This is a genomic window from Nonomuraea solani (assembly GCF_900108335.1).
GTDB classification, from domain to species: Bacteria; Actinomycetota; Actinomycetes; order Streptosporangiales; family Streptosporangiaceae; genus Nonomuraea; species Nonomuraea solani.
Map to the genome: position 1 here is coordinate 123890 of NZ_FNVT01000002.1, position 26946 is coordinate 150835.

Consider the following 26946-nt stretch of genomic DNA (forward strand, 5'->3'; position numbering starts at 1 on the left):
GACCCTGCCGCAGTGAGAACCGAGGACATGACCGCGTGACCCCGCCTGCTCTTTAGACCTGACACCTTCTTCGCTCACCTTCAAGCCGGCCCTCTCGCCGGCTCTGCCGGGCTGCCCGTGAGCGCCCGGTCATTCAGCGTTTGAGGCCGCGCGCAATCGGCCTCGTGTCAGGTCTAGAGAGATCATGTCTTCACAACCTCATATCGTGCTGCCCTGGGTCGTCCGCCGGACCAGGCTGCCGCTGCTGTCGTCGCGGTGCGTGGACTGCGGGTCGGAGTCGGCCACCACCGGCGAGGGCCGGTTCCGCGTCAACGCCAACGGCAAGCTGCTGCACGTGTGGCTGCTGGTCCGCTGCGTGTCCTGCGATCGCACGGTCAAGATCGCCGTGTACGAGCGGGTCCCGGTCGGCTCCTTCGATCGGGCTCTCCTCGACGGTTACCACACCAATGATCCGGAGCTGGTGGCGTCCACGCTGCTGGATCCGCGGATCGCCCGCCGCAACCGCTTCACCCTCGACTGGAAGGGGGCCTGGCGGCTGGACGCCCCGCCGGCCCTGGTCGACGGGGTGTGGCCGGTCCGGGTGGAGGTCGTCTTCGAGGACCCGGTGCCGATACGCCCGGACTGGCTCATCGCGCACGGGCTCGGCTTCAGCAGGAACGAGGTGCTACGCCGGGTCAAGTGCGACATTCCACTCCGCCGTACGACGGTCGCCGGCTTCACCTTCACGGTGACGGCCGGGGACTAGCGGGAATGTGATCACAGTGACCACCATGGTCACTGTGATCACAAACCTGACGGAGCACTGTACGAAGGAGCGCCGGTGCGAGGATGTCCCGCACCGGCGGTCACCCTAGCCCTGGGGCTCTTCCGCCCGGCAGCGGGCGCCCCGCGCCGGCACGGTCAGCGAGATCAGGTACGCGTCCATCGCGACCGTGGTGCACTCGGTCATGCCGTAGATGCCATGGCCCCAGCCCTCATAGGTGAGCAGCGTGGCCTTGGGGCCGAGCTGGCGGGCCACGTTGGCCGACCACACGTAGGGGGTGTCGGGGTCGTGCAGGGAGTTGCCCACCAGCAGCGGGGCGCTACCCGTGTAGCGCAACCGGTGCTGCGGGTTGTTGACGGGGTGACCCTGGCAGATCGGCATGTCGCCCATCGGCATCGGGTTGTAGCGCATGTCCGGAGCCACCGCGTTGGAGCCGCGCATGACGTCCGCGTACTCCCGGTAGTTCCGCACCCCGAGGTTGAAGTCCTCGCACAGGATCGCGGTCGGCAGCTCCGCGATCTCCCCGCCCACGGGCCCGTTGCCGGGGAAGCCCGGCATGTCCGGCGGCACCGGCCCGCCGTCGAGAGCGAGGAGCGCCCGGCCCAGTCGCCGCCAGGCGGGACCCTCGTTGAGCACCACGCCCAGCCAGAGGAGGTTGTGAGCGCTCACCGGGCGGTCGGCGACGCCCGGCCAGTACAGCTCGCCGCGCTGCGCCTTGTCGAGCAGCCCCTTCCACAGCGCCTTGACGTCGCGTCCCTTCAGGACGCAGTCGGTGTCGCGGGCGCACCAGGCGATGAACTCGTCGAAGCTGTCCTGGACGGTGGCCGCCTCGGTCACCTGGAACGCCTTGGCGTCGAGGCTGTGGTCCATGTTGCTGTCCAGCACCATGGCCCGGATCCGGTTCGGGAACAGCTCGGCGTACATCTGCTGGGCCAGCGTGCCGTACGAGACGCCGTACGACGTGAGCTTGTCCTCGCCGAGTGCGGCGCGGATGGCGTCCATGTCACGGGCGACGTTGGCCGAGTCGACGTGGTCGTAGACGGGACCGGTGCGCTCGCGGCAGTCGGCGCGCAGCCTCTTGGTGAAGGCGATCCACTTGTCGTAGTCGGCCTGGCTGGTCATGACCGGGTACGGCATCTCGTTGTACACCGACGCCGAGCAGATCACCGCGTTGCTGCGGGCCACGCCCCGGGGGTCGTAGCTGACGAGGTCGAACCTGCGCTGGATCTCCTCGCTGAAGCCGGAGGGGCGAAGCATGTTGCTCACGCCCGATCCGCCCGGACCGCCCGGGTTGCTCAGGAGGGATCCGATCCGCGCCGCGGGGTCGGTGGCCTTGCGCCGAGCGAGGGCCAGATCAAGAGTGGGCCCATCAGGCTTGGACCAGTCGATCGGCACGGCCAGCGTGCCGCACTCGACTGTGGCATCCTCTTCGCACGGCCCCCAGGTGATGCCCCCGGCCGCCGCGCCGGCCGCCCCCGCCATCGGGGCTGTTAACAACGACGCCATCGCCATGAGGGCGGTGGCGAGCGCGGAAATCCTTCTTCGCACCTTGCTCCAATCGTCTATTTATCTGCCGGCCGGATCGGCCGCTGAAACGTGCCCCTTTTCGTCATGACATTCGAATCTAACAGGTAGCGGCCTCGCTAGTTGACAGCATTCTGAAAACACGTCAAGCGATCCAATGCGGCCGCCGGGAGGCCGACGGAAGCGGAAGGCCGTCCGCCATGACCGTGGCCATGCGCTGCACGGCCTCGCGCAGAATGTCGGGTCGCATCGTGTACGGGATGCGCAGCCGCTGCTCGAAAAGGCCCGGATCGGTGGCGAAGTAGCCGCCGCCCTCGATGCGTACGCCATAATCCAGTGCCCGCTCGGCGAAAGCCGAGGCGATCGGCTCGCCCAGGTCGGCCCAGAGCGACAGGCCACCGGCCGGCGACTTCCAGGTCCACCGCGGAAGGTGCTCGGACAGGGCGGCGGCCAGAGCGGCGCGCTGCTCGCGCAGCCGTTCCAGACGGGGTGGCAGCAGCTCGGCGGACCGGGCCAGCAGGCTGACGGCCAGAAGCTGGTCCAGCACCGAGCCGCCCAGGTCGTTGGTGATCCGCTGGCCGGCGAGTTCGGTGATGAGGGGCGCGGAGGCGCGCAGCCAGCCGATGCGCAGACCGCCCCAGTACGTCTTGCTCATCGAGCCTATGGTGATGACCCTGCCGGGAGAGGCGAGCGAGGCGAAAGGAGCCGGGGCCGGGACGTCGAGGGCGAGGTCGGCCAGCGCCTCGTCGATGACCAGCCAGGTGCCGGAGGGCTGGGCGGCGCGCAGGACGCGGGCGCGCTCTTCGACGGGCATGAGCGCGCCGGCCGGATTGTGGAAGTCGGGGATCAGATAGGCCAGCTTCGGCACCATCTGCCGCAGGGTGGACTCGATGATCTCGATGTCCCAGCCGTCGTCGGTCACCGGGACCGACACCGGGCGAAGCCTGGCGCGGCGCATGGCCTCCAGAGCGTTCGGGTAGGACGGGTTCTCCACCATGACCCGGTCGCCGGGCCCGCACAGGAGCCCGAGAACCAGCGTGAGCGCGTGCTGGGCGCCGGAGGTCACCAGGATCTGTTCGGGCATGGTGGCCAGGCCGCGCCGGGTGTAACCGTCGGCCACGGCGGCCCGCAGTTCCGGCAGGCCGTAGGGATGGTAGCCGGGTGTGTGCGCGTGCTCGGCCAGCCGCGGGGCGACGTGGTGCAGCGCTTCGTCCAGTAGATGGGCCGGCAGTCCGGGCGCGGCTCTGGCCAGGTCGATCGCGGTGTCGGGCGGCGCCAGGGTCCGGGTGACGCGGCTGGGAAGAGCGCCCTCGGGCAGGGCCGTCCAGGTGCCGGATCCCCGGCGGCTGTGCGCGTAGCCGCTCTCGCGCAGCAGGTCGTACGCGGCGGTGATGGTCGGCCTGCTGACCCGCAACGCGACGGCGAGATCACGCTCGGCGGGCAGTCTCACGCGCAACGCGATCCGCCCGTCCAGGATCAGCGCGCCGATCGCCTGGGCCAGCCGACGGTAGGCGGGCCTGGTCCCGTCGAGGTCGGGCAGCAGGGCGGCGAGCTGCCGGCCGGCCAGCTCCGCCATACCACTCTCCAACGATTGGCCATGTCATCGAGGCCAATCACTGTACAGAATCTCGCCAATGAGCACGCGCACGGCACCGTCCCTCAGTTACGTCGCCTTCGGCGAGCGTCCGCTGAGACGCCTCTCCCAACTGTTCGTCGGCCTCGCCCTCTACGGTTTCAGCCTTTCGCTGCTGGTCCGGGCCGCGCTGGGCGTCAACCCGTGGGCCGTCCTGTACGAGGGGCTGGAGCGCCAGACGCCCTTGAGCTTCGGCACGATCAGCGCCGTCGTCGGGGTGGTCGTCCTCCTGCTGTGGATTCCGCTCAGGCAACGGCCGACGTTCGGCACCGTCGCCAACATCGTCGTCCTGGCGACCTCGTCCGACCTCGGCCTCGCGCTCATCCCCCAGGACCTCGGCCTGCCGGCCCGGGCCGGCCTGCTCGCCGGGGGCGTGCTCCTCAACGGATTCGCCGTCGCCGTCTACGTCGGCGCCCGCTTCGGCCCCGGCCCCCGGGACGGGCTGATGACCGGGGTGGCCGCCGCGACCGGGCTCTCCATCCGTCTCACCCGCACCCTGATCGAGATCACCGTGCTGGCCGCCGGATGGCTGCTCGGAGGAAGCGTGGGGGCCGGCACCGTGCTGTACGCCCTCGCCGTCGGCCCGATCGCCCAGTATTTCCTGCCCCGGTTCGCCTATCACGCTCGCGACGAGCACCATGGCGCTGGTTGACGGCCGCCGGGAAGATCGCGTCAGTCGAAGTCGAAGATCGAGTGCTTGTCGTAGAAGTGCAGGACGTAGCGGCAGCGGTTGCAGATCATCAACGTCATGCGGTGCGAGGTCACGCCCCATCGACTGTCCAGCCGGCCTTCTTCCTGCTGGAAGTCGGTGCATTCGCAGAGCGGGCAGAACGCACCGGCGAACCGGACGCCGACTGGCCCACCTGGTACGCCACGTACATGATCGCCGAGCGGACCGGGACCGAGCTTCCGACCTGAACACAGGTCGTCACTCTTCGCGAAAGGCGTTAAAGGGCAACGTGGCCGTCTCGGCGTTCATCTCGCGCCGGATCCTGTCACGGCCGCACGGGGGCGGGCCCGGTGGTCCACTCGTCGTTGACGTTGCCCGCGTGCACCGGCTGCCGGCGCGAGGCCAGGTAGAGACCACCCGACAGCAGCAGCGCGACGGCGAAGACCACGCTGACGCCGAGCGCGCCGCCGATCCCGCTGGCCCCCGCCCAGGCGAGCGCGCCCACCGCGGCGGCCGCGGGCAAGGTGATCAGCCAGGCGGCCAGCATCCTGCCCGCCACTCCCCACCGGACCTCGGCCAGCCGCTTGCCCAGGCCGGATCCGACCACCGAGCCCGTGCACACGTGCGTGGTCGACAGCGGGAACCCGAAATGCGACGACGCGAAGATCACCGCGGCCGAGGAGCTCTCGGCGGCGAAGCCCTGCGGGGTCTCGATCTCCGTCAGCCCCTTGCCCAGCGTGCGGATGACCCGCCAGCCTCCCAGGTACGTGCCCAAGGCGATCGCGGTGGCACTGGCCACGATCACCCAGGTCGGCGTGCCCGCGTCCGAGCCGATCGCACCGCTGGTGATCATCGCCAGGGTGATGATGCCCATCGTCTTCTGCGCGTCGTTGGTGCCGTGCGCCAGCGACACCAGGGACGCCGACCCGATCTGCCCATAGCGGAACCCGCGCTCCTTCAGCCGCTCGGGCACCGACCGGGTCAGCCGATAGACCAGGTACGTCCCCAGCGTGGCCACCCCGATGGCCGCCAGCGGCGCGAGCACCGCCGGGATCAGGACCTTGCCCACGATCGCGCCCCCTTTGACCGCCGACGTGCCGGCCGCGATCAGCGAGGCCCCGACCACGCCGCCGATCAACGCGTGCGACGAACTCGACGGAATGCCGAAATACCAGGTCAGCAGGTTCCAGGCGAGACCGCCGACCAGACCGGCGAAGACCACGGTGAGCGTGATCGCGCCCGTCTCGACGATGCCCGTCGCGATCGTGGCGGCGACCTCCAGCGACAGGAACGCCCCGGCGAAGTTCAGCAGCGCCGACAACGCCACCGCGACCTTCGGGCGCAGCGCGCCCGTGGCGATCGAGGTGGCCATGGCGTTGGCCGTGTCGTGAAATCCGTTGGTGAAGTCGAAGACCAGCGCGGTGGCCACCACGATGGCCAGCAACAGGGTGTTCGCATCCATACCGCCGCCCTCACCCGTCATCGGATGACTAATCCCCTGTGAGGCCCTCACTCCGGAAATTCACCCGGCGGCCAACCGCCCGACATCTCCACCCGCCCTGGGCGAATCGGGCCGGGCGGAGTAGCTTTTGGTCAAGGTGCGTTCCGTCTGGGGGCGTCGATGAAGGCCGTGGTCCACGATCGGTACGGGCCGCCGGAGGTCCTGCGGCTCGCGGAGGTCCCGCAACCCGTTCCCGGTGATGATGAGGTGCTGGTCGCCGTCGCGGCCACGACGGTCACCCGTACCGACTGCGCCTTCCGGAGCGGCAAGCCGTTCGCCGGCCGTTTCGCCACCGGGCTGCGGCGGCCGAAGTGGCCGATCCTCGGGGTGGAGTTCGCCGGGGAGGTCGTCGCGGCGGGCAGGGGGGCCGACTGGTTCAAGACCGGCGATCGGGTCTTCGGCGTCAATCCGTGGCGGTTCGGCGCGCATGCCGAGTTCGTCGCCGTACCGGAGACCGCGCCGATGGCGCGCATGCCGGACGGCCTGGGCTTCGAGGACGCGGCGGCGGTCTGCGACGGTGCGACGCTGGCGCTGATGGCGCTGAAACCGGTCAGCCCGCGTAAGGGACAGACGATCCTCGTGTACGGGGCCTCGGGCTCCATCGGCACCGCGGCCGTGCAACTGGCGCGGCACTTCGGAGCCGAGGTCACCGCCGTGTGCCCGACCGCGGCCGTCGACCTGCTCGCCTCGCTCGGCGCCGACGAGGTCATCGACCACACCCGGGAGGACTTCACCGCGAACGGCCGCCGCTACGACGTCGTCTTCGACGCGGTGGGCAAGCACTCCTTCCGCCGCTGCGAGGGCTCCATCAAGCCCGGAGGGGCCTACCTGGCCACCGACGGCCTGAGCAACGTGCTGCTGGCCAGGTGGACGGCGCGGTTCGGGAGCCGGAAAGTGATCTTCCCCGTCCCGCCTCGCTACGACCGCCAGGACGTCCTGCTCCTCAGGCGGCTCATCGAGGCGGGCGAGTACCGGGCGGTGATCGACCGGCGCCACCCGCTGCGGGACGTGGTCGAGGCGACCCGGTACGTCGAGACCGAGCAGAAGGTCGGGAACGTGGTCCTGACGGTCGGTCAGCGGTGATTCAATGACCGCGCGTGCCGGATCCTGACGCGGACGTCGCTGCCGATCGGGGGCAGTTCGGAGGCGAGCACGTCTCCGGGGTGCAGGCAGGTCAGCAGGCCGCTGGAGGTGTCGACGTCGACCCGGGTGGCGATGCCGAGCGCGACGGTCCGGCGCAGCGTTCCGAACACCTCATCGGCCGGGCCGTCGGGAACGTCGGACGGGCCGTCGGGAACGTCGGGAACGTCGGACGGGCCGAGAACGAGCCGGGTGTGCTCGGGCCGCGCCGCGAGCGTGTGCGTCCGGCCGGTGAGGGCGGGCGGGAGGAGGTTGGTGTACCCGAGCAGCCGGGCCGTGTCGGCGTCGCTCGGGTGGTCCAGCACCTCGGCGGTCGGGCCGTGCTGGCGGATCCGGCCGTCGATCAGCAGCGCGGTGTCCTCGGCCAGGGCGAGGGCCTCCTGCCGGTCGTGGGTGACCAGGATCGTGGCGGTGGGCCGCCCGGCCAGCGCGGCGCGCAGGTCGGCGAGCAGGTCGGCGCGGGTGGTGCCGTCCAGCCCGCTGAACGGCTCGTCGAGCAGCAGCACCCGGGGCCCGACCGCGAGCGCGCGGGTGATGCTGACCCGCTGGGCCTCGCCTATGGACAGGCTGCGGGCGTCCCGGCCGGCGAGGGGCGCCAGGCCGAGCGCCTCGATCCACGGCCATGCGCGGGTACGCGCCTCGCGGCGGCTCACGCCGCGGAAACGCAGTCCGCTGATCACGTTGGCGGCCACCGTACCGCGGCGCAGGATCGGCCGTTGCAGCACGGCCGCGAGCGCGTCGCGCATCAGCGACGGCGTCGCGGGGCGGCCGTCGAGCAGGACCTGCCCGCTGACGCGGTGGCGGCTGAGCAGGCCCAGCGCGCGCAGCAGGGTGGACTTGCCGGCGCCGTTGGGGCCGAGCACGGCCAGTGTGCGTCCCGACGCGACGTACAGCTCCGGCACGCTCAGCAACTCCCGGCCGCCGGCGCGCACGCGCAGGTCCCGGCACCCGATCCCGTTCACCGCGGCACCGTCCGTCGTTGCTGGATCAGGGTCAGCGACAGGTTCACGGCGAACGCGATCAGCAGCAGGATCAGGCCGAACGCGATCGCGAGCGAGAACTGGCCCCGGCTGGTGGCCAGGACCGCGGCGGTGGTCAGCACCCGGGTCTGCCCGGCCAGGTTGCCGCCGACCATCTGCGCGGCCCCGACCTCACTCACCACCGCGCCGAACGCGGCCATCGCCCCGGCCAGCAGCGGCAGCCTGGCCTCGCCCAGCAGCGCCGCGAACGAGCGGATCCGGGTCGCGCCCAGCGCCTGCATCTGCACCCGGAAGTCGGGATCGACCTGTTGCAGCGCGGCCGCGACCAGGGCGACCACGATCGGGGTGGCGATCGCGGCCTGGGCGACGACCATCGCGGCCGGGGTGTAGAGCAGTTCGAGCCCGCCCAGCGGCCCGCTGCGCCACAGCAGCACGGTGACGAACAGGCCGACCACCACCGGCGGCATGCCCATCCCCGTGTTGGCCGCCGCCAGGACGATCCGCCGGCCGGGGAAGCGCGCCAGCGCCAGGGCCGAGCCCAGCGGCAGTCCGATCAGCAGGGCGATCGCGGTCGCGGTCAGCGAGACGCGCAGGGTCAGCATGATGATCGACCAGCTGTCCTGGTCGCCGGAGAGCAGCAGTCCGATCGCGTCCGCCAGCCCGTCGAACAGCACGTTCACCGGCCTAGTTTCGCCTCGTCCGCGCCCGCGTCGGGGGTGAACAGCGGCCGGCCGAACTTCGCTCGCCCGTACGCGCCGATGAGCCCCTGCGCGGACGGGGCGACGATCCAGTCGGCGAAGGCCTTCCCTCCGTCGGCTCGTACCCGATCGCCCGCCTTCTTGGTCATCTCGATGACGTGGTAGACGTTGAGCAGGCCGGCATCGCCCTCGCCGAGCACCTCCAGCGCCAGGGTGCCGCGCTGGATGAGATAGGTGGCCCGGTCCGAGAGGGTGTAGGCGGCCTTCTCACTGGCGACCCGCAGGGTCTCGCCCATGCCCTGCCCGGTGGACTGATACCAGGATCCGCCCGGGGTCACCGCCGCCTTGGCCCAAAGGTCCTTCTCTTTGGTGTGCGTACCCGACTCATCCCCCCGGGAGACGAACATCGCCTGGGCGGCCGCGATCTTCTTCATCGCCTCCGCGCTGCTCGCCCCTCGGATCTTGGCCTTGTCGGCCCGCGGGCCGACCAGCACGAAGTCGTTGTGCATCACCAGCCGTCGCGCGCCGGCGCTCCCCTCGGCCACGAACTTCTCCTCCGCCGCGGGGGAATGCACCAGAAGCACGTCGGCCTCCCCGCGACGGCCGAGCTCGATGGCCTGCCCGCTGCCGACCGCGAGGGGCTTGACCTGCCAACCGCTGTCGCGGGTGAACGCCGGCAGCAGCTCATCGAGCAGCCCGCTGTCCCGGGTGCTGGTCGTGGTGGCCAAGATCAGGGACTTCTCCGGCACCGGGGTGGCCCCGCATCCGGCCAGTACGACCGTCGCGACCCACGCACAAACGACCAAGAGCCTGCTACACATCACGGTGGCCCAATCTGTGCTACTGCAGAGCAATGCAAGTGTAAATTACACAGCTGTGACCCGATATCGGGAGATCTGCACAGACCTCGCCCGCCGGATAGTCGCGGGAACCCTCCACCCCGGAGACGAACTGCCAGGGGTACGCGATCTCGCCCGGCAGTGGCACACCACGGCCTCCACCGTCAGCCGGGCGCAGCGCCGCCTCGCCGACGCCGGCGTGCTGGAGCTGGCCGACCGCCGGCGTGCCCGCATAGCCCCCGGCGCCGCGCTCGCCGCCCGGCGATTCCTGCAGGCAGACTCGGTCTTCACCCTCGCCGGCAGCGACGATCCCGCCCTCGACCTGCTCACCGGCGCGCTGGACGGCAAGCTCAGAATCGTCACGCGCGAGGGCAGCGTCGCCGGCCTCGGCGCGGTACGCCAGGGCCACGCCAACGGCGCCGCGATCCATCTGCTGCACCACACCGGGGTCTACAACGCGCCTTTCGCGCTCGGCATGCTGCGGGACCTGGAACCGCACCTGATCCACCTCTGGCGACGCGAGCAGGGGCTGATCGTGCCGCCGGGCAACCCCCACCGCATCACCGGCATCGCCGGCCTCGCGGGACGGCGGGTCTCCACCCGGCGCCCGGGCACCGGGACGCGAATCCTGCTGGACCGGTTGCTCCTGGCCGCCGGTCACGACCCGGACGCCCTCCGGGGACCGCAGGTGGGCTCCCATCTCGAGGTCGCCCTGACCGTCGCCACCGGCACCGTCGACGCGGGCCTCGGAGTCCGCTCGGCCGCGACCGACCTGGACCTGGAGTTCATCCCTCTGACCTGGGAGGACTTCGACATCGGGCTGGTCGGGCAGGCCCTCGGCTCGGCGGTCCACCTCATCGCGGCCCTGCGCACGCCGATCCTGCGTAAAAGGATCTCCGCACTGGGCGGCTACGACACCTCAAGATCCGGCGACGTCACGAAACTCTCCGCCGCTCCGTGACGCCGGCCCCGGGTCCGGCTGGATCGCGCCGCTCCCGCGATCGCAGCCCTCTTCGTGCTGCGCCGGCATGGCCCTCCGTCGTCCGGTCGCCGCCCCCGACCATCACGGGGCGACCGGACGAATCTCTTCCACACTGGCGCGACGTCAGAGGACGTTACGACGCCGCCCTTCCGTTCTTCTTCCGTTCCTCTTCCGGGACGAGCCTCTCCGCGAGGCCGGCGATGAGGGCGAACGGGACCCGGTTGTCCAGACCGGCCTTGGTGAGAATGCGGGAGATGTACCCCTTCACGGTGCCCACGCTCATGCGCGGCTCATCGCGTTCGGCTTCCCCTGGCCGACCGCCGGCGCCACCTCGCGTTCCCGCCCGGTCACCGCCACCCCGAACAGCGCCCCGAGCCGTGTTCGGTGTGGCGCTGCCGATCCTGCCGGCCGACCCGGCGTTTCCGTCCCTGCGCGACCCGGCTGTACCTGAAGGGCACGGGCCTCGTGGTGACCGCGGTGGTGTTCGTGCTGGGCGGCCTCAGCCTCGGCAGGGGGCTGCCGAGGCTGAGGTTCCGAGGCTGAGGTTCCGGCGCGTTACTGGTTGCCCTGCCGCGACAGGAAGTCCCGGGCGGCTTGCAGGTATTCAGGGAGTCTTTCGTTCTTGATGTCGACCGCCCGGTTGTTGGTGAGGATGGGCTTGTAGTAGTCCTCGGCCAACTGTTCCAGCCCTCTTCTCTCATCCCGGACGTCCGTCCGGTAGAGGACCACGCCTCTGAGACCGGGATATTTCAGCCGATGGTCGCCGAGCCGGTCGCGCAGGTCGACGGCCATGCCGGTCCTCATCACCTGGCCGTTCTCGCTCACCAGGGCGTAGACGCCACCCTTGGCGTTGGGATCGCCGATGGCCCGGAAATCCGTTGGGATCCTGTCGGGAAGACCGAGACAGTTGACGTTGTGGACCAGGACCGGGGTGGCGGCCGCCAGCACGTAGTAGCTGTTCAGGCCGTCGACGGTCAGGCTGTGCACCCGCTGCGGCGCGCTCCACGCACTGACCGCCTCGACCTGTACGTACGTGCCAGCCGAGGTCCGCAGCCACATGCCGGGCTTGAGGTCTCCGGCGTCGACCCAGCCGCCCAGGCTGGCCACCCAGAAGGGGTGCCCGTCGGTCGCGGTGATGCCGGCGGTCTTGCCGCCCTGCTCGCCGTCGACGTCGACGGTGACCTTCACCAGGTTCTTGGCGCCGTCGCCGGTGATGACGTCGGTGACGAGCCTGGGTTCGGTGCGGCCGGACGCGGGGTCGGTGGCGAGGACCTCGTCGCCGATCTCGATCTCCTCGATGGGCTTGGAGCCGCCGTCGGCCATCAGGACGCCGGTTTCGGGGGTGAAGCTGTTGAACGGGCACCCGCCGGGAGCGTCGGTCCTGCGGAATCGCTGGGCGATCTCGCTGGACTTGTCGGCCACGTAGTCGGCGGCGCGGCGGCCCACCGGGGTGTTGGCGACCCAGCCGGCGGCGCGTTCGACGACTCTCAGCTTGCCGAGAGTGGCCTCGGCTCCCGCCTCCGCCACCGCCCAGCCGGCTTCCGTGGCGCCTTCCTGCCAGGTCTTGCGCCCTGATTGGACGTCGCTGACCGTGTTGGCGACCGCCCTGGCTCCCTGGTAGGCGCTGTAGGCGGTCATGCCCCACATGACGCCCTTGCCGACGAGGATGGCGGCGGGGACGAGGAAGACGAGGTTGCCGTCGGGGTCGGTGTTCTGGACCGGGTTGTTGTAGCCGTACCCGTAGAGGTTGAGGTTGCCGGGGTTGTAGACGCCGTCGTTGCCCTCGCCGCTGAGGTAGTCGCCGATCACCGGGTCGGCGGACTTCCACAGACCCAGGCGAGCGTCGTAGTAGCGGGCGCCATGGTAGGTGTAGCCGGTCTCCGGGTCGAGCTCCTGGCCGGTGAACTGGTACGGGTTCGGCTGGCCCGGGCTCTCCTCCACCCACGTCTCACCGCTGGGGAAGTAGTTGAGATGCTCGGCCAGCCGGCCGGTGCCGTCAGTGCCGAAGGTGGTGGAGCCGACCTGGTCGCCGTGGTAGAAGAACTGGTCCTTCTCGAAGGCGTTGCCCGGCTTGGCGGTCTTCGAGGCGATGCGCGTGGTGCCGACGAAGACGTGCTTGTACTCGGTCTGGTTGCGGGCCGTGTAGGTCTGGTTCGGATAGAGGGTGGTCTGCGGACCGTCCTTGACGACCCGCTGGCCCTGGTCGTCGTAGGTGAAGCGGACCGTGGGCGGCTTGTGGCGGTCGTCGCAGGCCGACGGGTTCTGCGGCTGGGTGTCGTTCTTGGTGGTGTCGTGCACGCAGGCCAGGCGGTTGTCCTCGTCCCAGATGAGCTGCCTGCGCGGCTTGCCGTGCTCGTCGGACTCCTGGTTGATGACGTTGCCGTTGTCGTCGTAGCGCAGGTCCAGCGGGCCGACCTCGGTGGGCGCGTGCGGGCGGGAGCCGTCGAACTCGTAGACGTGGGTGTAGGTGGTGCCCTGCTGCACCTGCTCGACGCCTTCGCTGTTGACGATGGCGTGGCGCTGGTGCTTGCCGACGATGTTGTGGACGGTGTCGTACGTCAGCCGGAACGCGTACGTGTCGGTCTTGTGGATGTCCGGCGTGTACTGGCCGCTCGCCTGGGTCAGCCGATACAGGTTGTCGTAGATGTAGGTCTGCGTGGACGGCCCGCCGAACTTGGGCGTCGTGGACCCTTCGGGGATGTTGGTGTCGTTCTGCAGCCGGGTGATGTTGCCGACGTCGTCGTAGCCGTAGCGGTAGCGCTGGAACTCGTACCCCGAGGGCAGGGTGGAGCTGAGCAGCGCCAGGCTGCGGTCGGCGGCGTCGTAGGTGAACGTGGTCGTGGTGCCGTTGCCCAGCGTGATCTTGGTGCGCTGCTCGAACTTGTCGTACTGCAGGTCGCGCAGATACGGATACGTGTATCCGCCCTTGACGCCGGTGGCCGAGATCACCTGGCCGCCGGAGTCGTAGCCGTAGGTCAGGATCTCCCCGTCGGGATAGGTGAGCTGGAGCACCCGACCGAAGCTGTCGTAGCGGTATTCCGTGCTGAACGCCTTGTCGTGATAGCCGGGACCGGGCAGCGACTTGGTCTCCGACACGACCTCGCCGAGCGGCCCGTACTGGCGGGTGGTCACACCGCCCGCGTCCTCGATCTTGGTCAGCCGGCCGGCGGCGTTGTAGGGCGCACCGGGCGCGCCGTAGGTGTAGCGGACGTCGTTGTCCTTGAAGATCGGGTAGTCGACCTTGACCTGCCGGCGGAAGTCGTACTCGTAGGTGATCTTCTTGTCCTTGTCCGCCAGGTTGGCGGTGACCTTGCTGGTCGTGTTGCCGGCCAGGTCGTAGCCGGTGCTGGTCCGGCCGGAGTCGGGGCTGGTCACGGTCGTACGGCGGCCGAAGTCGTCGTACGCGCTGGTGGTGGCGTTGTTCTGGTCGTCGGTGACCTTGGTGAGCTGGCTGAGCGGGTCGTAGATGTAGCTCGTCCAGAGCGGCGGGCCGCCGTTGACCGGGTTCGGCTCGCGGACGGAGGTGATCTGGTTCCGCACGTCCTTGAAGGTCGCCTTGGTGTTGCCCTCGGCGTCGGTCACCGCGGTCGAGAACTGGCGCGTGCCGGAGCGGTCGTTGCCGAAGCCGTAGGCCGTGGTGCTGCCCGTCCCGTCCGGCAGGACGGTCCGCACCTGCCGGTCCAGCACGTCGTAGTCGTTGACGGTCGGGTAGACCCGGTCGAAGGCCGCGTTGAACCTGGTGTTGGCCGCGCCCTTCGGCTCGCTGACCGGATAGAACCGCTCGACCGTGCGGCCGAACTCGTCGAAGACCGTCCGGCCTGAGACGGTCATCGCGTCGGCGCCGCCGATCCTGGCGTCCTTCTTGGTCTGCACGACCCGGGCCAGGCCGTCGGTGAAGGTGACGGTGTCGATGGTGTCGGCCTTGACCGTCCCGTCCGAGGCCCGGTCCAGGTGGCGGGTGGTGGCGTACGGGACCGTCGCCTCGGGGTGGTATTCGAAGGCGATGGTCGGCTTGCCGGCCCCGACGTCGTGCGGGCCGGTCACGGTGGCGACCCGGCCGGCGTCGTCGTAGGTGTAGGACAGCCGCTGGTTGTTGATGTCGACCGAGGTCTCGGTCTCGCCGAACTTGAGGTTGTACGTGGCCGTGGACTCGTAGCCGTAGCTGTCCCGGGTGGAGGTGACGTAGGTGCCGGTCACCTCGTCGTAGGCGTAGGTCAGCTTGAAGCGCTGCCCCTTGTGGTTGGCCGGCTCGGTCAGCGTCGCCAGCGTGCCGTTGGGGTGGTAGGTCGCGTCGGTCACCGCGACCGACCCGTCCTCCAGCTTGGCCCGGTGCCTGGTCAGGTCGCCGGTGGCGCAGTCGATGTCGGCCTCGCCGCGCCGCATCACCTTCCCGCCGCCACGCACTTCCGACCTGTTGGGCAGGCCGACGATGTAGGTGTCGGCGCAGTCGGTGTAACCCGTGGTGGTGACGACGTCGTCGCCTCCGCCGCTCTCTCCGTAGTCGGTGGTCTTGGTGACGTTGCCGTAGGTGTCGTAGACCATCTCGGTACGGGTCTGCTTGCCGGGCGCCGCCTGACCCTCGTACCAGCGCTGCTCCTTGCGGACCGGCATGGGGAAGATCGAGGCGGTGGTGCTCTTGACGTTGCCGGCCTCGCCGGTGGCGACGTCGCGCAGCTCGTAGGTGCTGACCGTCTCGTTGAACGGCCGGCCCTCGCCGTCGGCGGTGAGCGTGCGGGTGACCAGGCCACGCGTGTAGTGGCCGCGGGTGTCGTACTCGGAGGTGAGGGTCCGGTGGACGGCGCCGTTCACGTCGCGAGCCTGCGTCGTCACCTTGCCGTAGCCGAGGAACTCGCGCTCCAGCCGGTCGAACACGCCGCCCGCGTAGGTGAAGGTGGCGTGCTGGACGTCCGGCCCGTCGCCGGCCAGGCCGTCGTCGGTCTTGACCGAGCTCAGCACGAACCGCGAGTCCGGCTGGTCGTAGGTGTTGCCGTCGCGGGTGTAGTCCAGCTCGATGGCCGACCCCAGCGGCTCCTTGACCGACTTGAGGAGGTTGGTCCTGCCGGTCTGGTTCGCCGCCACGGTGAGCTGGTTGTCGCCGGTGGAGGCCAGGTGGTCGGCGAAGCCGTCGCCGTTGATGTCACGGATCATCTGCGCGGCGCGCGAAGCCCCGGTGGAGGTGTCGGCGCCGGGGTTGATGATGACGAACCCGCCGATCCCGAACGCGATCGGGATCGAGACGGTGAAGTACGCCCCCGCGCCCAGTCGCGCGTTGACGTCGCCGCTCAGCCCGGACAGGCTGCCGGCGAACTCGGCCGGAGCGGCGAACCCGCCGCCGGTGTTGATCGCCACCCTGATCGGGTTGCCGGCGAAGACCCGGTCGATCAGACCGTCTCCGTTGACGTCGGCGAGGGTGGCCGAGGTGGAGCCGTCGCCCTGGTTGAACGACGCGCCGCCGGCGAAGCCGTAGAAGTCGGTGTTGAAGCCGATGTTCACGCCGGAGTTGTCGCTGCCGCCGTCGTTCAGCGGCCCGCCCGGCCACGGCTCCGGCGCGGCGAACCGGTAACCGAGGTTGAGCGCGGCGCGCCCGTCCTCGAACACCCGGTCGGGCAGCCCGTCGCCGTTGATGTCCAGCAGGTCGGACTCGGCGTCCGAGGTGCCCGAGCCCAGGTTGCCGCCGATGCCCAGCGGTGGCATGTCGTTGCCGGAGGAGGAGGTGTTGGCCGTCTTCGTCCCGCTGGGCGCCGCGTCGCCGCGGCCGGTGGTGATCGTCCTGGCCGCGCTGCCCGCGCTGGCGTTGCCCGACACGTTCTCCGAGGTCCGTACGGACCCGCCCGGCAGGTCGCCGCGCGTCCGGCCGAGCACCCCGGTCGGGTCGGTGTACTGGATGCCGCCCGAGCCCACCACGTCGGGGAACCCGTCGGCGTTCATGTCCAGATAGTCCAGCTCACCGGTGGAGGTGCCCCTGGCGACGCTGCCGCCGACCGAGCCCACTCCCCCGCCGACGCTGCCGGTCACCGAGATCTGCTGCGACCGCGACATTCTCGGCACCGCGCGGACGCCGGACACGTCGGCGGAGGTGGGCAGCCCGATCGACTGCCCGCCCAGCCGCGAGCTGGTCACCGTCGCGCCGGAGATCCACAGGTCCTCGCCCGACGCCCAGCGGTTCCGGTCCGGCTGCGGCACGAAGAGGATCGCCTTCGGCGGGGTGACCCGCGGGTCCTGCTCGAACGCCGGCCGGTCCCGCTCGGGGTCGACGTCCTGGGGCAGTTGGGCCTGGACGTCCTCCACCTTCTCCAGGTCGCCCTGCTTGATGGGCTGGGTGGCCCGGTCGCCGTTGCCGTTGTAGCCGGCGTAGGCCCAGCCCCGGTACGGCCGCCCGTACACGCCCTCGGGTGCCGGACTGTGCACGGTCGCCGCCGTCTCGACGCCGTCGGCCAGCACCGACGCCCCGGTCAGCAGACCTGCCGCGGCCGTGAACTCGAAGAAGAGCCGGTCGCCCGCGGCGGCCTCGACCTGCACCGGCGCCGGCTCGGCGCCGAGCGTGACGGCCTGCTTGGCCAGCAGCGCTCCCTGCTTCTTGACCGTGAAGATCACCTGGCCGGTCGCGCCCTCCGCGGCGACCGGTTGCGGCGTGACGCTGAGCGTCCCGGCGGCGGTGTACGGCTGCGGCGGCGCGGAGCCGCTCGTGACCGTGTAGGTGTCGATGTCGTAAGGAGCGCTGAACACCTGCCCGAACTCATCCGGTACGGGCGAGGTCTCCGTGTACGTGGCCGTGGGCCGCCACGTCAGCGCGGTCACGTCGATCGGCGAGTCCGTCTTGATCCGCCACGACAGCACCTGACCCTGGGTGACCGGGACCGTCGCCGCCACCGGCACCTCTCCGGTGAACCCGGCCGCCACCTGCTGCTCGAAGACGGCCTGGCCCGCCCGCGTGACGCGGATGGTGACGTCGTCGGTGGTCACCGCGGTCTTGGTGACCGAGCCGGCCAAGGTCAGCGTGCCGTCCCTCGGCACCGTCACCGTCGCGGCGCGCCCGGCCAGCGTGAAATCCTCCGAGGCGGTGTATGCGGTCAGCGACAGGCCGTTGGCGTCGGCCGTCTCCGGCAGGCTGGTGTAGGTGACCGCCGGATCCCAGGTCACCCGGTCGGCGGCGCCGTCCAGGACCGAACCGACCCGGAAGTACAGGTGCTCGCCCTTATCGACCTCGATGGCGCCGACCCCCTGCGGGGTGTGCTCGGCGTGGTCGGTGATCCGGGCCGACCACAGCTCGTCGTTCTCGTGCTGCACGGCCACCCTGACCCCGTCGGGGTCGGCGAAGGCCGGCAGCTCGCCCTCGACCTCGGTCAGCCTGACGGCGCCGGTGACGCTGACCGTGCCGTCGTACGGGGCCGTCCACCGGCGCAGGGTGTCCACCAGCGGGAACGACTGCATCCGCCGCTCGCGGTCCGCCGAGTAGTCGGGCAGCAGGCCCTGGGCGTCCACCTCGCTGGAGCCGATCGGCACCGGCGTGTCCCCCGCCGCCCCGAACACCGGCACACCGTCGGCGCCGACCCGCCCGAACAGCACGCTCTCCCCGTTCACCAGGTCGGTGAGGCCGTCGGCGTTGACGTCGCTGAGGTAGCGGTCCTGCGTGCTGATGGTGTCGACGTAGTCGAGCTGCACCGCGGCGGCGCCCGGGTACGCCTCGACGCCGACCGTGCGGGAGCTGGAGCTCTGCCCGAAGATGCTCGGCAGGTTGCGCAGCGGGGTGGTCTGCGCGGCGAACCGGGGCTCGCCGCCGGGGCGTGAGAGGTTCTTGCGGTAGACGTACCCGCCGCCGCCCTCGAAGACCTTGTCCGGCAGGGTGTCGCCGTCCACATCGGCCAGCGCCAGCAGGCCCTTGTCCGAGCCGCGGCTGAAGCCGGCCTTCACGCCGACCGAGTTGCGCTTGCTCGGCAGCGGCCCCCAGCCGGTGTACAGGTGCCCGCCCGCGCTGGTGGAGGTGTTGCCGTTGAGCGCGCCCGCCTCGCCCGCGCCCGGGCGCACCCCGTTGACCAGCCCGTTGGACACGTTGTCGTCAGGGGAGGCCCAGTCCACCCGCTGGAAGGCCGTGTACTTGCCGGCGGCGTCGCGGATGTCGTCGAAGTAGCCCAGTTCGTGGCTGTTGAACAGCTTTCCGGCGGCGTCGTACTGCTGGATCGTCTTCAGGAGCGTCTTGTGGAAGGCCCCCTCGGCGTAGCCGAAGTCGTAGCGGCGGATCAGGTCCGCGCCCAGCCGCACCTCGATCCGGCGCAGCAGGTCGGCCACCACGTGCTTGAACCCGCCCTGAGCGCTGATCAGCACGTCGGGCCGGCGCTGCTCGGCCAGTTCGCGGTCGCGGACGAACGTCACGGAATACGGGCCGTCGGCGTCCCCCTGCCCGGTGTAGGTGATCTTCTTCGGGTAGAGCGCGCGGCCGGTGACCGATCCGCCCGTCACCCCGGCGTCCTCGACGGTCACGTACTGGTGGCGCAGCGTGTTGCCGTGGGCGTCGCGCACCTCGCGCAGCGCCCAGGTGAAGATGTTGCCGGCGTCGTCGGCCAGCACGGCTCCCTCGCCGCCGTACAGCCAGCGGGTGCCGGACTTGTCGGTCACCTCCCAGCCGTAGGTCTTCGGCGAGCTCCCCTTACGCACGATCCGCGAGAACTCGCCCTCCACCCGCTGGTGGAACACCTTGTCGGCGGTACGCGGCCGCGCCGCCCCCCGGTGCGCCACCGGGGTGAGCTGCTGCCCGGCGAACGTGTACGTCTCGGTCTCGTTCTCGGCGTCGTAACGAGGCACGCCCCACCGCGTGTCGATCGAGATCGACGGCAGCGACAGCTCCCAGCCGACGCCCAGCCAGCCGTTGACCGCCCCCGACGAATAGTTCACGGTCAGCGACGGCTGCACGCCCGCCCGGCCGCCCGGTGTCTCGATCGGGTACGACATCCGGGCCTCGCCGAGCTCGTTGGCCGTCGGCGTGCCGATCTGGTTCACCTTGGCCGACGGGTCGGCGGCCTGGATGCCGGTGATCCGCGTCGGGTCGAACGAGATCTGCTCCGGCCCCTCCGGCGCGTTCACCGTGGCGTTGACCATGTCGGTGAAGTGGTCGGTCTTGGAGATGATCAGCTGCTGCTCGGTGTCCACCGCGACCCGCACCAGCGCCCGCCAGCAACTGCCCTGCTCATCGAAGTAGAAGGTCCGCACGTCCTGCGGCGTCAGCCCCGCCGTGGTCAGCTTCGCCGCGTCGTACGGCATGCTGATCGTGATGTCCTGCTCGAACTCGAACGGCGTCGGCGTGAACCGGTAGCCGGCGCGCGGCCCCTCGGTCACGTTCTCCATCCCGGCGCCCAGCACCGGCAGTTGCCCCTCGGTCAGCGGCGTGATCCCGATCTCGGCCGGCTCGTCCAGCGCCGCGGTCCCGATGTCCAGCCGGGCCTCGTCGTACGTCATCGTCGTGGCGCTCTTGCCGTCGGCCGTGGCCCGATGGGCCGGCGGGACGGCCCCGCGCTGAAGGTCTGTCAGGGGAGCCTGGCTCTGCGCCGGAGCCGGCGCTCCAGGGATGCAGTCGGGTGAGACGGACTCGGCGGCCGCACTCCGCGTCACCGCCGGCGCCAGCCCGGCCGCGAACAGGGTTAAGCCTGTGACCACGCATAAGACACGCGAACGCATACTGAACACGTTCACCACTCCAAGCTCGGGACAGTCGCACTGAGGGGGTGCAGGACTTGGCATAAAGGCGGCATAAAGTGATCAGCGCCGCGCCTCATCGATAACATCGCTCATCACTGGCTGTCCAGTGGCAAGTTCGGTCACACACTGCCACCACGAAAGACCGGTCGGCCCTCTCACCAGCCACATCACCGGGACACCCCGTCACACCGGCTCGAATTTGTCCGGAAGTGGCCACCACACGCCGCTGATCTCGCCCGCGGAGAGGCGCGACAAGATCTAGTTGCATGGCTATGGTTGTTGCAAGTTATGTGCAACTAGAGGCTTTGGGAAGACGCCATGAGTGAGTACACCCTTCCGGACATGCCCTACGACTACGCGGCACTGGAGCCCGCGATCACCGGGGAGATCCTGGAGCTGCACCACGCCAAGCACCACGCCGCCTACGTCAAGGGCGCCAACGACACCTTGGAGAAGCTGGCCGACGCGCGTGACAAGGGCGAGTTCGGCGGCCTGGTCGGGCTGGAGAAGACGTTCGCGTTCAACCTGTCCGGGCACGTCCTGCACACGATCTTCTGGCAGAACCTGTCCCCCGACGGCGGCGACCGCCCCGACGGCCGGCTGGGCGACGCCATCACCGAGCACTTCGGCTCCTTCGACGCCTTCAAGAAGCAGCTCACCACCGCCACGGCCACCGTCCAGGGCTCCGGGTGGGGCGTGCTGGCCTGGGAGCCGCTCGGCCGCCGCCTGATCGTCGAGCAGGTCTACGACCACCACGGCAACATCGGCATGAACAGCACCCCACTGCTCGTCTTCGACGCCTGGGAGCACGCGTACTACCTGCAGTACCGCAACGTGCGTCCCGACTACGTCGAGAAACTGTGGGACCTGATCAACTGGAACGACGTCATCGCCCGCTACGACGCCGCCCGCGGCGCCTAGCCTCCTGCCGGCGACGCCCGCCCGGCCCGAGCTTGGTCCGCGCGGCCCGGCGGGCGCCGTCCTCCAGGACGTCCGGCCGATTTGTCGGAGCCGGGCGTTAGGGTCCGAGGCCATGATCGCTTGTTCGGAGCGCGGCGGCCGGTGGAAGGAAGGGCCCGCATGAATCCCTGGCAGGAGGTCCTCGACCGTATCGAGGAGGGCGACGACGAGGGCCTGGCGGCGTTCCTCGACGACCTGGGCGACCTGGGGCGGCGGGCGGTCGCCACGCGGCTTCCCGGTCACATGACCGAGGAACTGCTCGGCGGGTTCATGGCCCGGCAGGAGATCGAAGACCTGGCGCCCGGTTTCCGGATGGCGGGAGCGGCCTGCTTCCCCGAGGCCCGGCAGGTGGCGGCCTGGCTGAATCGCCGGGAGCTGCGCGCGCCACGCGACCCCGAGGACGACACCGAACGCATCCTCACCCTGCTGCGCCGCCGTCCTCTGGAGTGGCGGCGTGACCTGGCCGCCCGGCTGGTGGAGCGGCTGCGGCCACCGACCGGCGGGAGACGGCGGTGGCGCCGCGTGGAGGGCGTGCCCGGCTGGGATCTGGCCGCGGCGCTGGTGTCCAGCACCGGTCTCGAACCGCCGGACGATGACACGTTCGTCATCGGATGGGTCTGGCAGGTGGCTCTGCGAGCACGCTGGGGCGGGCGCGGCTTCGACGGCGACCCGCTGCTCGAAACCCTGCTGCCACGCCTGTTCCAGGCCCCAGGCGTGACCGTGCCGCTGAGCGCGAGCCTGATCCACGAGCTGGCCGCGCTGGCCGGGCAGGGCCGGGTGCCGCGCCGGACGCTGATCGACGGCTGCGCCGGCCGCTTCCTGACCGCGGGCCCGGAGGAGGTCTCCCCGTTCGTGACGTTGTGGCGGGCGCTGCGGCCGGAGCCGGAGGAGATCCCGGTCCTCGACTTCGTCCGCCTGCTGCCGGCGGCCACCCTGCCGCTGGCGGAGCTCGCGGTGGAGGAACTGCGGCGGGCCGAGGCCGCGGGGCTGCTGAACACCGAGCTGTTCGCCGAGGCCGTGTCAGCGCTGGCGTACCGGGCGGAGAAGAAGCTGCTGCCGGCCACCGTGCAAACGTCTGCGCGTCACCCGGCCGGGTGGCCCCGGATGTTCCGCCACCGCGACTCACCGGCGGGTCCAGCCTGGCTGACTCACGTACCTGCGATGCGCGGGTGGTGCTGATGCGGTACGACCGCGTCAGCCCTCGCCCTGGTTCACGTGGAGGAGTTCCGCGTACTCCTCGATGTTCAGGTGTCGCCCCTTGAGCTGGGAGGTGATCTCGGCGCCCAGGATGTTCAGGGCGAGCAGGGAGTCTTCTCGCTCCTTCGCCTGCTGCCTGATGTGCGCCTCGGTGGCGGGGTCCACGTGGTTCTGCCAGTCGGGTGCGTACGTGGCGCCGCCGTGCGGGCCGAGGGGAAGCACGATTCCCGGCGGGCCGGGCCGGTAGGTCGTCGGCTCGCCGCCACCCTGGACCAGGGCGCGGATGTTGGCCGCGATCACGGCCGCGTGACCCACCGCCGTTCCGGCCTGCTTGGGCTCGGGGATCGCGGTGATGTCGCCGAGGGCGAACACCCGTTCCTGGCCGGGCAGGCGCAGGTCGGCGGTGACCGCGAGCAGGCCCCCCGCCTGCCGCGCCACGGCCAGATCATCGGCCAGGTAGCCGGTGGCCGGCACGGCGCCGAAGCAGCGGAACCAGATGTCGGCGGTGACCTGTTCGCCGGAGTGCAGGGTCGCGGTGAACGTCTTGGCTTCCCCGGGCTCGGACGGGGGCTGCTCGCGCAGCCGCGTACCGAGAATGACCCGGATGCCCATCGCGTCGAGCTGACGGCGCAGTTCGGCCCGGAACTCGTCGGAGTAGTCGCCGGGGACGATCTCGTCTCCGGGGTCGACGATGGTGATCGACTTGTCCGGCCAGGCCGTCCTGATCTCCCCGGCCAGTTCGAGCCCGACCGGGCCGCCGCCCAGCAGCAGGACCCTGCCGGACTGGGCAAGGACTTCGCGGGTGGCGTGATATCTGCTCTTGGCGGTGGCGCTGTCCTCCGTGCCGGCCTTGGCCGGGAAAGGATAGGCCGAGCCGGTCGCCAGGACGATGTAGTCGGCCTCGATCCGCGTTCCCGACCCCAGGGTGACGGAGGTGGCGTCGACGCGCACGGCCTTGTCACGGATCACCGTGCCGCGGGTCAGCAGCCGGTCATAGGGGAGGAACAGCCGGTCCGTCCACTGCGGGTCGGTGAGGCCGCGGAGTGCGGCGACATTGTGGACGAAGGCGTCTCGCGGTTCGATGAGCACCACATCGGTCACGTCGTCGAGCTGTTCGGCGACGGCGATGCCGCCGTATCCACCGCCGACGACGGCCACGGTCGTACGCATAAGGGGTTCCCTTTCTTGCGAGGTCAGAGCAGGGTGGTCGGGGTGACGGTGCCCACCTGCAGCACGGCGTCGAACCATTCGTCGAGCCGGCCGGTCGTCAGGTAGTGCTCGGAGTCGGCCGTGGCGTCGTAGATCCCGCCGATGATCCGCAATTGGTGCGGGCCGCGCAGCCAGTCGTTCACCGGCGGCGTACGCGGGGCGCGCAGATCGAGCAGGTAGCGGCCCTGCCCCAGCATGGCGTCGGCCGACCCGGGCATGGGCCGCGGAACCCACTGACCCGGATGGAGTCCGCTCACGTCTCCCTGGGCGAAACCGATCAGCAGGGAGAAGTATCCGCCGCCCAGCCGCCCGCGCAGTTCGTTGCCGACGCTCTGGAAGGGTTTGAGCAGGGCTGCGGGGATGACCTGGGCCGCGTTGGCGGTGAACGCCATGCCCTCCCAGTAGACGATCTTGGCTCCCTCGTCCCGCAGCAGCGAGGTCAGCGTGGCCACCGAACGGCGCCGGAGCGCGCCGTAGTCGAACCCGCCCGCGGCGAAGCCGCCGGCGGGCCAGTCGAGGATGAGCTTCGCCTTCTCCAGCGCGGCGCCGGGACCGGGCAGTGACGCCACCATCTCGTAGGCGTCGCGTGCGTGGTCGGCGAAGGGACGTCCCGGATGGCTGCCGCGCGCGTGCTGCACGTGTTCGGGCACCTCATGGGCGGTCACGATCGTGTCGTAGTGGTGGCGCAGCTCGTCGAGCCGGTCGCCGCTCACGCCGGCCACGTGATCGATGACGGCCTGATAGTCCGACGCCCGCGCGGACACGGGCTCCAGTCCGACCATCCGCAGCGGGTCCGATGGATGCCGCCGGTTGAACCCCCGCGCCCACTCGATCACGGCGATCGTCTCCTCGGTCCGCCACGGTCTCCACAGTCCCGACAGCGCCGCGCGGGCATCTCCGTCGCCGCCGCGAATGTAGGCGTCCACCCGCTCGACCGCCGTCTCGTCGTCCTGAATCGCCAGGACGCGGAAGCCCAGCTCCTCCACCAGGAGGCGGAGCACCCGGTGTCCCTGCGTCACCACCTCGCGCGCCGCGCGGGTCGGCTCGCCCACTCCGACGATCACCGCGCCGGCCAGCATGGCGCGGAGCGGTTCCAGGTCGGTGAGCGGTTCGTCCGGGTCGGTGGTCGTCAGCGGGCGTGCGTTCTCCGCTATCCAGCGACGCGTTGTTGCTTGTGGCATGAAGCCAAGCTAGAAGGAATCGATGAGATAATGAATAATCGTCGAACGCATTTTCATACGCGATCGTATCAATCCAGGGAGCCGATGAGATGGACATCCTCAGCGATGTGATCTCCGCCGTACGGGCGGGCACCCCCGCCGCGGAGCGAGTCGAATGGCGCGCGCCGTGGCGTCAGGACTTCCCCGACCAGCCGGGAACCGCCGGCTTCCTGGTGGTGCTGCAGGGCACGTGCCGGCTCATCGACGACGCCGGCGAACCCACGCACCTGGCGCCCGGCGACGTCGTGTTCTCCCCGCACGGCAACGGATACGCTCTGGCCGACACCCCGGCGACCGGCGACAGAGCCATCACCGTCACCCTGTGCGGCGGCTACGAACTCACCCCCGAGTGGACTCACCCCCTGCTGCGCGAACTGCCCGGGACCATTCACCTCCCCGCCCGCCCGGGCCGCGATCCCGGGCTCCGGGCAGCGGTGGACGTCCTCGGCGCGGAGATCGACAGCGGCCGCCTCGGCGCCACCGCCCTCCTGCCCGTGGCGCTCGACATGCTCCTCCTGTACGTCCTGCGCACCTGGTTCGAGGCACACCCCCGTCATGAGGGCGCGACGGGGTGGGCCGCGGCGCTGGCCGACCCCGGCATCAGCGCCGCGCTCAACGCCATGCACGACGACCCCGCCCACCCCTGGACCGTGCAGGAACTGGCCGGCCGGGCGAGACTGTCGCGCGCCACCTTCTCCCGCCGTTTCGGCTCCCTCACCGGCCAGCCGCCCCTGGCGTACCTGACCTGGTGGCGCATGACCACGGCCGCCCGGCTCCTCCTCGAACCCGCCGCCACCATAGACACCGTGGCCGGCCGCGTCGGCTACACCTCGGAGTTCGCCTTCGCCAACGCCTTCAAACGCCACTTCCACCTCGCCCCCGGCAAATACCGCCACCAGGCCCGCACGCGAATGGACGGCGGGCGACGATCGCACCACTGACACATCCCTTCGGCCTCTGGCTCTCTTCGCGTCGAGCAAGGGGGCTTCTCCTGGGACCCGTGCACCTGAGCCGGCTGACGTGGCAAATTCGATCGACCGGCGATCATGCTCCTTGTCATCATGGTCGCCATGACGATCGAGTCACGGCGACAGGTGCGCAGATACTTCGACACGTTCGGGGACGCCGAGTGGGACCGTCTCTCCGGTGACGTCGCGGGCCGCGTCAGCCTTGAGGTGCACCGCCGCTTCCTGGCCCGATTCGTCCGGCCGGGCGATCGGGTCCTGGAGGTGGGCGCGGGCCCCGGGCGGTTCACCGCCGAACTGGCCGCCCTGGGGGCGAGCATCGTGGTCACGGACCTCTCCCCCGTGCAACTCGCGCTCAACGAGGAACATCTGCGCGGCGGCGCGGCCGAGGCCTCGGTGGAGCGCCGGGAGGTCGTGGACGTCTGCGACACCAGCCGGTACGCCGACGGCGAGTTCGACCTGGTGCTCGCGTACGGCGGCCCGCTGTCGTACGCCTTCGAGCAGGCCGGGGACGCGCTGCGCGGCCTGCTGCGCGTCACCCGGCCGGGCGGGCTGGTCGTCGGCTCGGTCATGTCCCTGCTCGGGGTGTGGCGGCACTTCCTGCCCGGCGTGGTCACGATGGCCGAGGACATCGGCGAGGACACCAACGACCTGATCCTGCGCACCGGGGACCTGCGCCATAAGGGCGACCAGGACGGCCACGTCTGCCGGATGTTCCGCCACCGCGACCTGGCGGCCCTCGCCCAGGCCGCCGGCGGGGAGATCGTGGCGGCCGCCGCCAGCAACTGGGCCGCCCTGGGCGACCCGGGCGCGCTCGCTGCGCTCGAAGCCGATCCTGACCGGTGGGCGCGCTTCCTGGAGCACGAGATCGCCGCCTGCCAGGAGCCCGGCGCCGTGGACGGCGGCACCCACATCCTGTTCGCCTGCGCCGCCCAGAACCCTCCTGTATATTGACGTTTCTTGACGGCGATAGGA

General features: G+C 70.5%; 17 protein-coding genes and 1 pseudogene. 8 read left to right on the forward strand and 10 right to left on the reverse strand.

What is annotated here, in order from left to right; translation table 11 throughout:
* Nucleotides 1-205: 205 nt before the first annotated feature.
* The gene (locus C4V41_RS06310) at nucleotides 206-745 is read left to right on the forward strand and encodes a DUF1062 domain-containing protein (RefSeq protein WP_235029942.1); all 540 of its coding nucleotides are present in this window, start codon (nucleotides 206-208) and stop codon (nucleotides 743-745) included.
* A gap of 105 nt (nucleotides 746-850) precedes the next feature.
* Here C4V41_RS06310 and C4V41_RS06315 read toward each other — a convergent pair whose 3' ends face one another.
* Complete coding sequence (locus tag C4V41_RS06315) at nucleotides 851-2311, reverse strand: alpha/beta fold hydrolase (RefSeq protein WP_146103561.1); 1461 nt, start codon at nucleotides 2309-2311, stop codon at nucleotides 851-853.
* A 121-nt stretch (nucleotides 2312-2432) separates the two neighbouring features.
* Nucleotides 2433-3863, reverse strand: a complete 1431-nt coding sequence (gene yczR / locus C4V41_RS06320) for a MocR-like transcription factor YczR (protein ID WP_103954848.1) — start codon at nucleotides 3861-3863, stop codon at nucleotides 2433-2435.
* A gap of 58 nt (nucleotides 3864-3921) precedes the next feature.
* On the opposite strand from yczR, the gene yczE reads away from it, so the two are divergent.
* On the forward strand, nucleotides 3922-4572 hold the full coding sequence (gene yczE / locus C4V41_RS06325; protein ID WP_103954849.1) for a membrane protein YczE: 651 nt from the start codon (nucleotides 3922-3924) through the stop codon (nucleotides 4570-4572).
* 343 nt (nucleotides 4573-4915) lie between these two features.
* Here the strand turns inward: yczE and C4V41_RS06335 are convergent, their stop codons facing one another.
* Nucleotides 4916-6052 (reverse strand): inorganic phosphate transporter, encoded by a 1137-nt coding sequence (locus C4V41_RS06335; RefSeq protein WP_103954850.1) that lies wholly within the window; start codon nucleotides 6050-6052, stop codon nucleotides 4916-4918.
* Nucleotides 6053-6211: 159 nt separating this feature from the next.
* Between C4V41_RS06335 and C4V41_RS06340 the strand changes: the two genes are divergently transcribed.
* A complete protein-coding gene (locus C4V41_RS06340) occupies nucleotides 6212-7174 on the forward strand; it encodes an NAD(P)-dependent alcohol dehydrogenase (RefSeq protein WP_103954851.1) in 963 nt (320 codons plus the stop codon).
* Here C4V41_RS06340 and C4V41_RS06345 read toward each other — a convergent pair.
* From C4V41_RS06345 to C4V41_RS06355, 3 genes and pseudogenes are all read right to left on the reverse strand, one after another.
* A pseudogene (locus tag C4V41_RS06345) lies at nucleotides 7165-8163 on the reverse strand (ATP-binding cassette domain-containing protein); the annotation flags it as partial. The gene C4V41_RS06340 and the pseudogene C4V41_RS06345 overlap by 10 nt on opposite strands.
* A 26-nt stretch (nucleotides 8164-8189) precedes the next feature.
* On the reverse strand, nucleotides 8190-8891 hold the full coding sequence (locus tag C4V41_RS06350; RefSeq protein WP_103954853.1) for an ABC transporter permease: 702 nt from the start codon (nucleotides 8889-8891) through the stop codon (nucleotides 8190-8192).
* Nucleotides 8888-9658: a substrate-binding domain-containing protein gene (locus C4V41_RS06355; protein ID WP_200823793.1), complete on the reverse strand. Its 771-nt coding sequence runs from the start codon at nucleotides 9656-9658 to the stop codon at nucleotides 8888-8890. The genes C4V41_RS06350 and C4V41_RS06355 overlap by 4 nt, the downstream gene beginning before the upstream one ends.
* A 127-nt stretch (nucleotides 9659-9785) precedes the next feature.
* Between C4V41_RS06355 and C4V41_RS06360 the strand changes: the two genes are divergently transcribed.
* A complete protein-coding gene (locus C4V41_RS06360; protein ID WP_103954855.1) occupies nucleotides 9786-10709 on the forward strand; it encodes a substrate-binding domain-containing protein in 924 nt (307 codons plus the stop codon).
* A 154-nt stretch (nucleotides 10710-10863) separates the two neighbouring features.
* On the opposite strand, the gene C4V41_RS61695 is transcribed toward C4V41_RS06360, so the two are convergent.
* Both C4V41_RS61695 and C4V41_RS06365 read right to left on the reverse strand, forming a co-directional pair.
* Nucleotides 10864-11013 carry a helix-turn-helix domain-containing protein gene (locus C4V41_RS61695; protein WP_160150189.1) on the reverse strand — a complete coding sequence of 50 codons (150 nt, stop codon included), beginning with the start codon at nucleotides 11011-11013 and terminating at the stop codon, nucleotides 10864-10866.
* Between the two features lie 272 nt (nucleotides 11014-11285).
* Nucleotides 11286-20378 (reverse strand): SpvB/TcaC N-terminal domain-containing protein, encoded by a 9093-nt coding sequence (locus C4V41_RS06365; RefSeq protein ID WP_160150190.1) that lies wholly within the window; start codon nucleotides 20376-20378, stop codon nucleotides 11286-11288.
* Between the two features lie 360 nt (nucleotides 20379-20738).
* Here C4V41_RS06365 and C4V41_RS06370 point away from each other — a divergent pair, with 360 nt between their 5' ends.
* On the forward strand, nucleotides 20739-21341 hold the full coding sequence (locus tag C4V41_RS06370; protein ID WP_103954857.1) for a superoxide dismutase: 603 nt from the start codon (nucleotides 20739-20741) through the stop codon (nucleotides 21339-21341).
* A 159-nt stretch (nucleotides 21342-21500) separates the two neighbouring features.
* Entirely contained in the window at nucleotides 21501-22559 is a 1059-nt protein-coding gene (locus C4V41_RS06375) for a hypothetical protein (RefSeq protein ID WP_103954858.1), read from the forward strand.
* Between the two features lie 15 nt (nucleotides 22560-22574).
* Here the strand turns inward: C4V41_RS06375 and C4V41_RS06380 are convergent, their stop codons facing one another.
* Both C4V41_RS06380 and C4V41_RS06385 read right to left on the reverse strand, forming a co-directional pair.
* Nucleotides 22575-23747 (reverse strand): FAD-dependent oxidoreductase, encoded by a 1173-nt coding sequence (locus C4V41_RS06380; RefSeq protein WP_103954859.1) that lies wholly within the window; start codon nucleotides 23745-23747, stop codon nucleotides 22575-22577.
* Between the two features lie 23 nt (nucleotides 23748-23770).
* Entirely contained in the window at nucleotides 23771-24967 is a 1197-nt protein-coding gene (locus tag C4V41_RS06385; RefSeq protein WP_103954860.1) for an erythromycin esterase family protein, read from the reverse strand.
* An 89-nt stretch (nucleotides 24968-25056) separates the two neighbouring features.
* Between C4V41_RS06385 and C4V41_RS06390 the strand changes: the two genes are divergently transcribed.
* On the forward strand, nucleotides 25057-25947 hold the full coding sequence (locus C4V41_RS06390) for an AraC family transcriptional regulator (protein WP_103954861.1): 891 nt from the start codon (nucleotides 25057-25059) through the stop codon (nucleotides 25945-25947).
* A 129-nt stretch (nucleotides 25948-26076) separates the two neighbouring features.
* Nucleotides 26077-26925, forward strand: coding sequence for a class I SAM-dependent methyltransferase (locus C4V41_RS06395; protein ID WP_103955649.1), 849 nt, complete (start codon nucleotides 26077-26079; stop codon nucleotides 26923-26925).
* The last annotated feature ends 21 nt before the right edge of the window (nucleotides 26926-26946 follow it).

Excerpts from the sequence above, each read along its gene's own strand:
- yczR (WP_103954848.1), bottom strand. The coding sequence starts at position 3,863 with ATGGCGGAGCTGGCCGGCCGGCAGCTCGCCGCCCTGCTGCCCGACCTC.
- yczE (WP_103954849.1), top strand. The coding sequence starts at position 3,922 with ATGAGCACGCGCACGGCACCGTCCCTCAGTTACGTCGCCTTCGGCGAG.
- C4V41_RS06335 (WP_103954850.1), bottom strand. The coding sequence starts at position 6,052 with ATGGATGCGAACACCCTGTTGCTGGCCATCGTGGTGGCCACCGCGCTG.
- C4V41_RS06340 (WP_103954851.1), top strand. The coding sequence starts at position 6,212 with ATGAAGGCCGTGGTCCACGATCGGTACGGGCCGCCGGAGGTCCTGCGG.
- C4V41_RS61695 (WP_160150189.1), bottom strand. The coding sequence starts at position 11,013 with ATGAGCGTGGGCACCGTGAAGGGGTACATCTCCCGCATTCTCACCAAG.
- C4V41_RS06370 (WP_103954857.1), top strand. The coding sequence starts at position 20,739 with ATGAGTGAGTACACCCTTCCGGACATGCCCTACGACTACGCGGCACTG.
- C4V41_RS06375 (WP_103954858.1), top strand. The coding sequence starts at position 21,501 with ATGAATCCCTGGCAGGAGGTCCTCGACCGTATCGAGGAGGGCGACGAC.
- C4V41_RS06380 (WP_103954859.1), bottom strand. The coding sequence starts at position 23,747 with ATGCGTACGACCGTGGCCGTCGTCGGCGGTGGATACGGCGGCATCGCC.
- C4V41_RS06385 (WP_103954860.1), bottom strand. The coding sequence starts at position 24,967 with ATGCCACAAGCAACAACGCGTCGCTGGATAGCGGAGAACGCACGCCCG.
- C4V41_RS06390 (WP_103954861.1), top strand. The coding sequence starts at position 25,057 with ATGGACATCCTCAGCGATGTGATCTCCGCCGTACGGGCGGGCACCCCC.
- C4V41_RS06395 (WP_103955649.1), top strand. The coding sequence starts at position 26,077 with ATGACGATCGAGTCACGGCGACAGGTGCGCAGATACTTCGACACGTTC.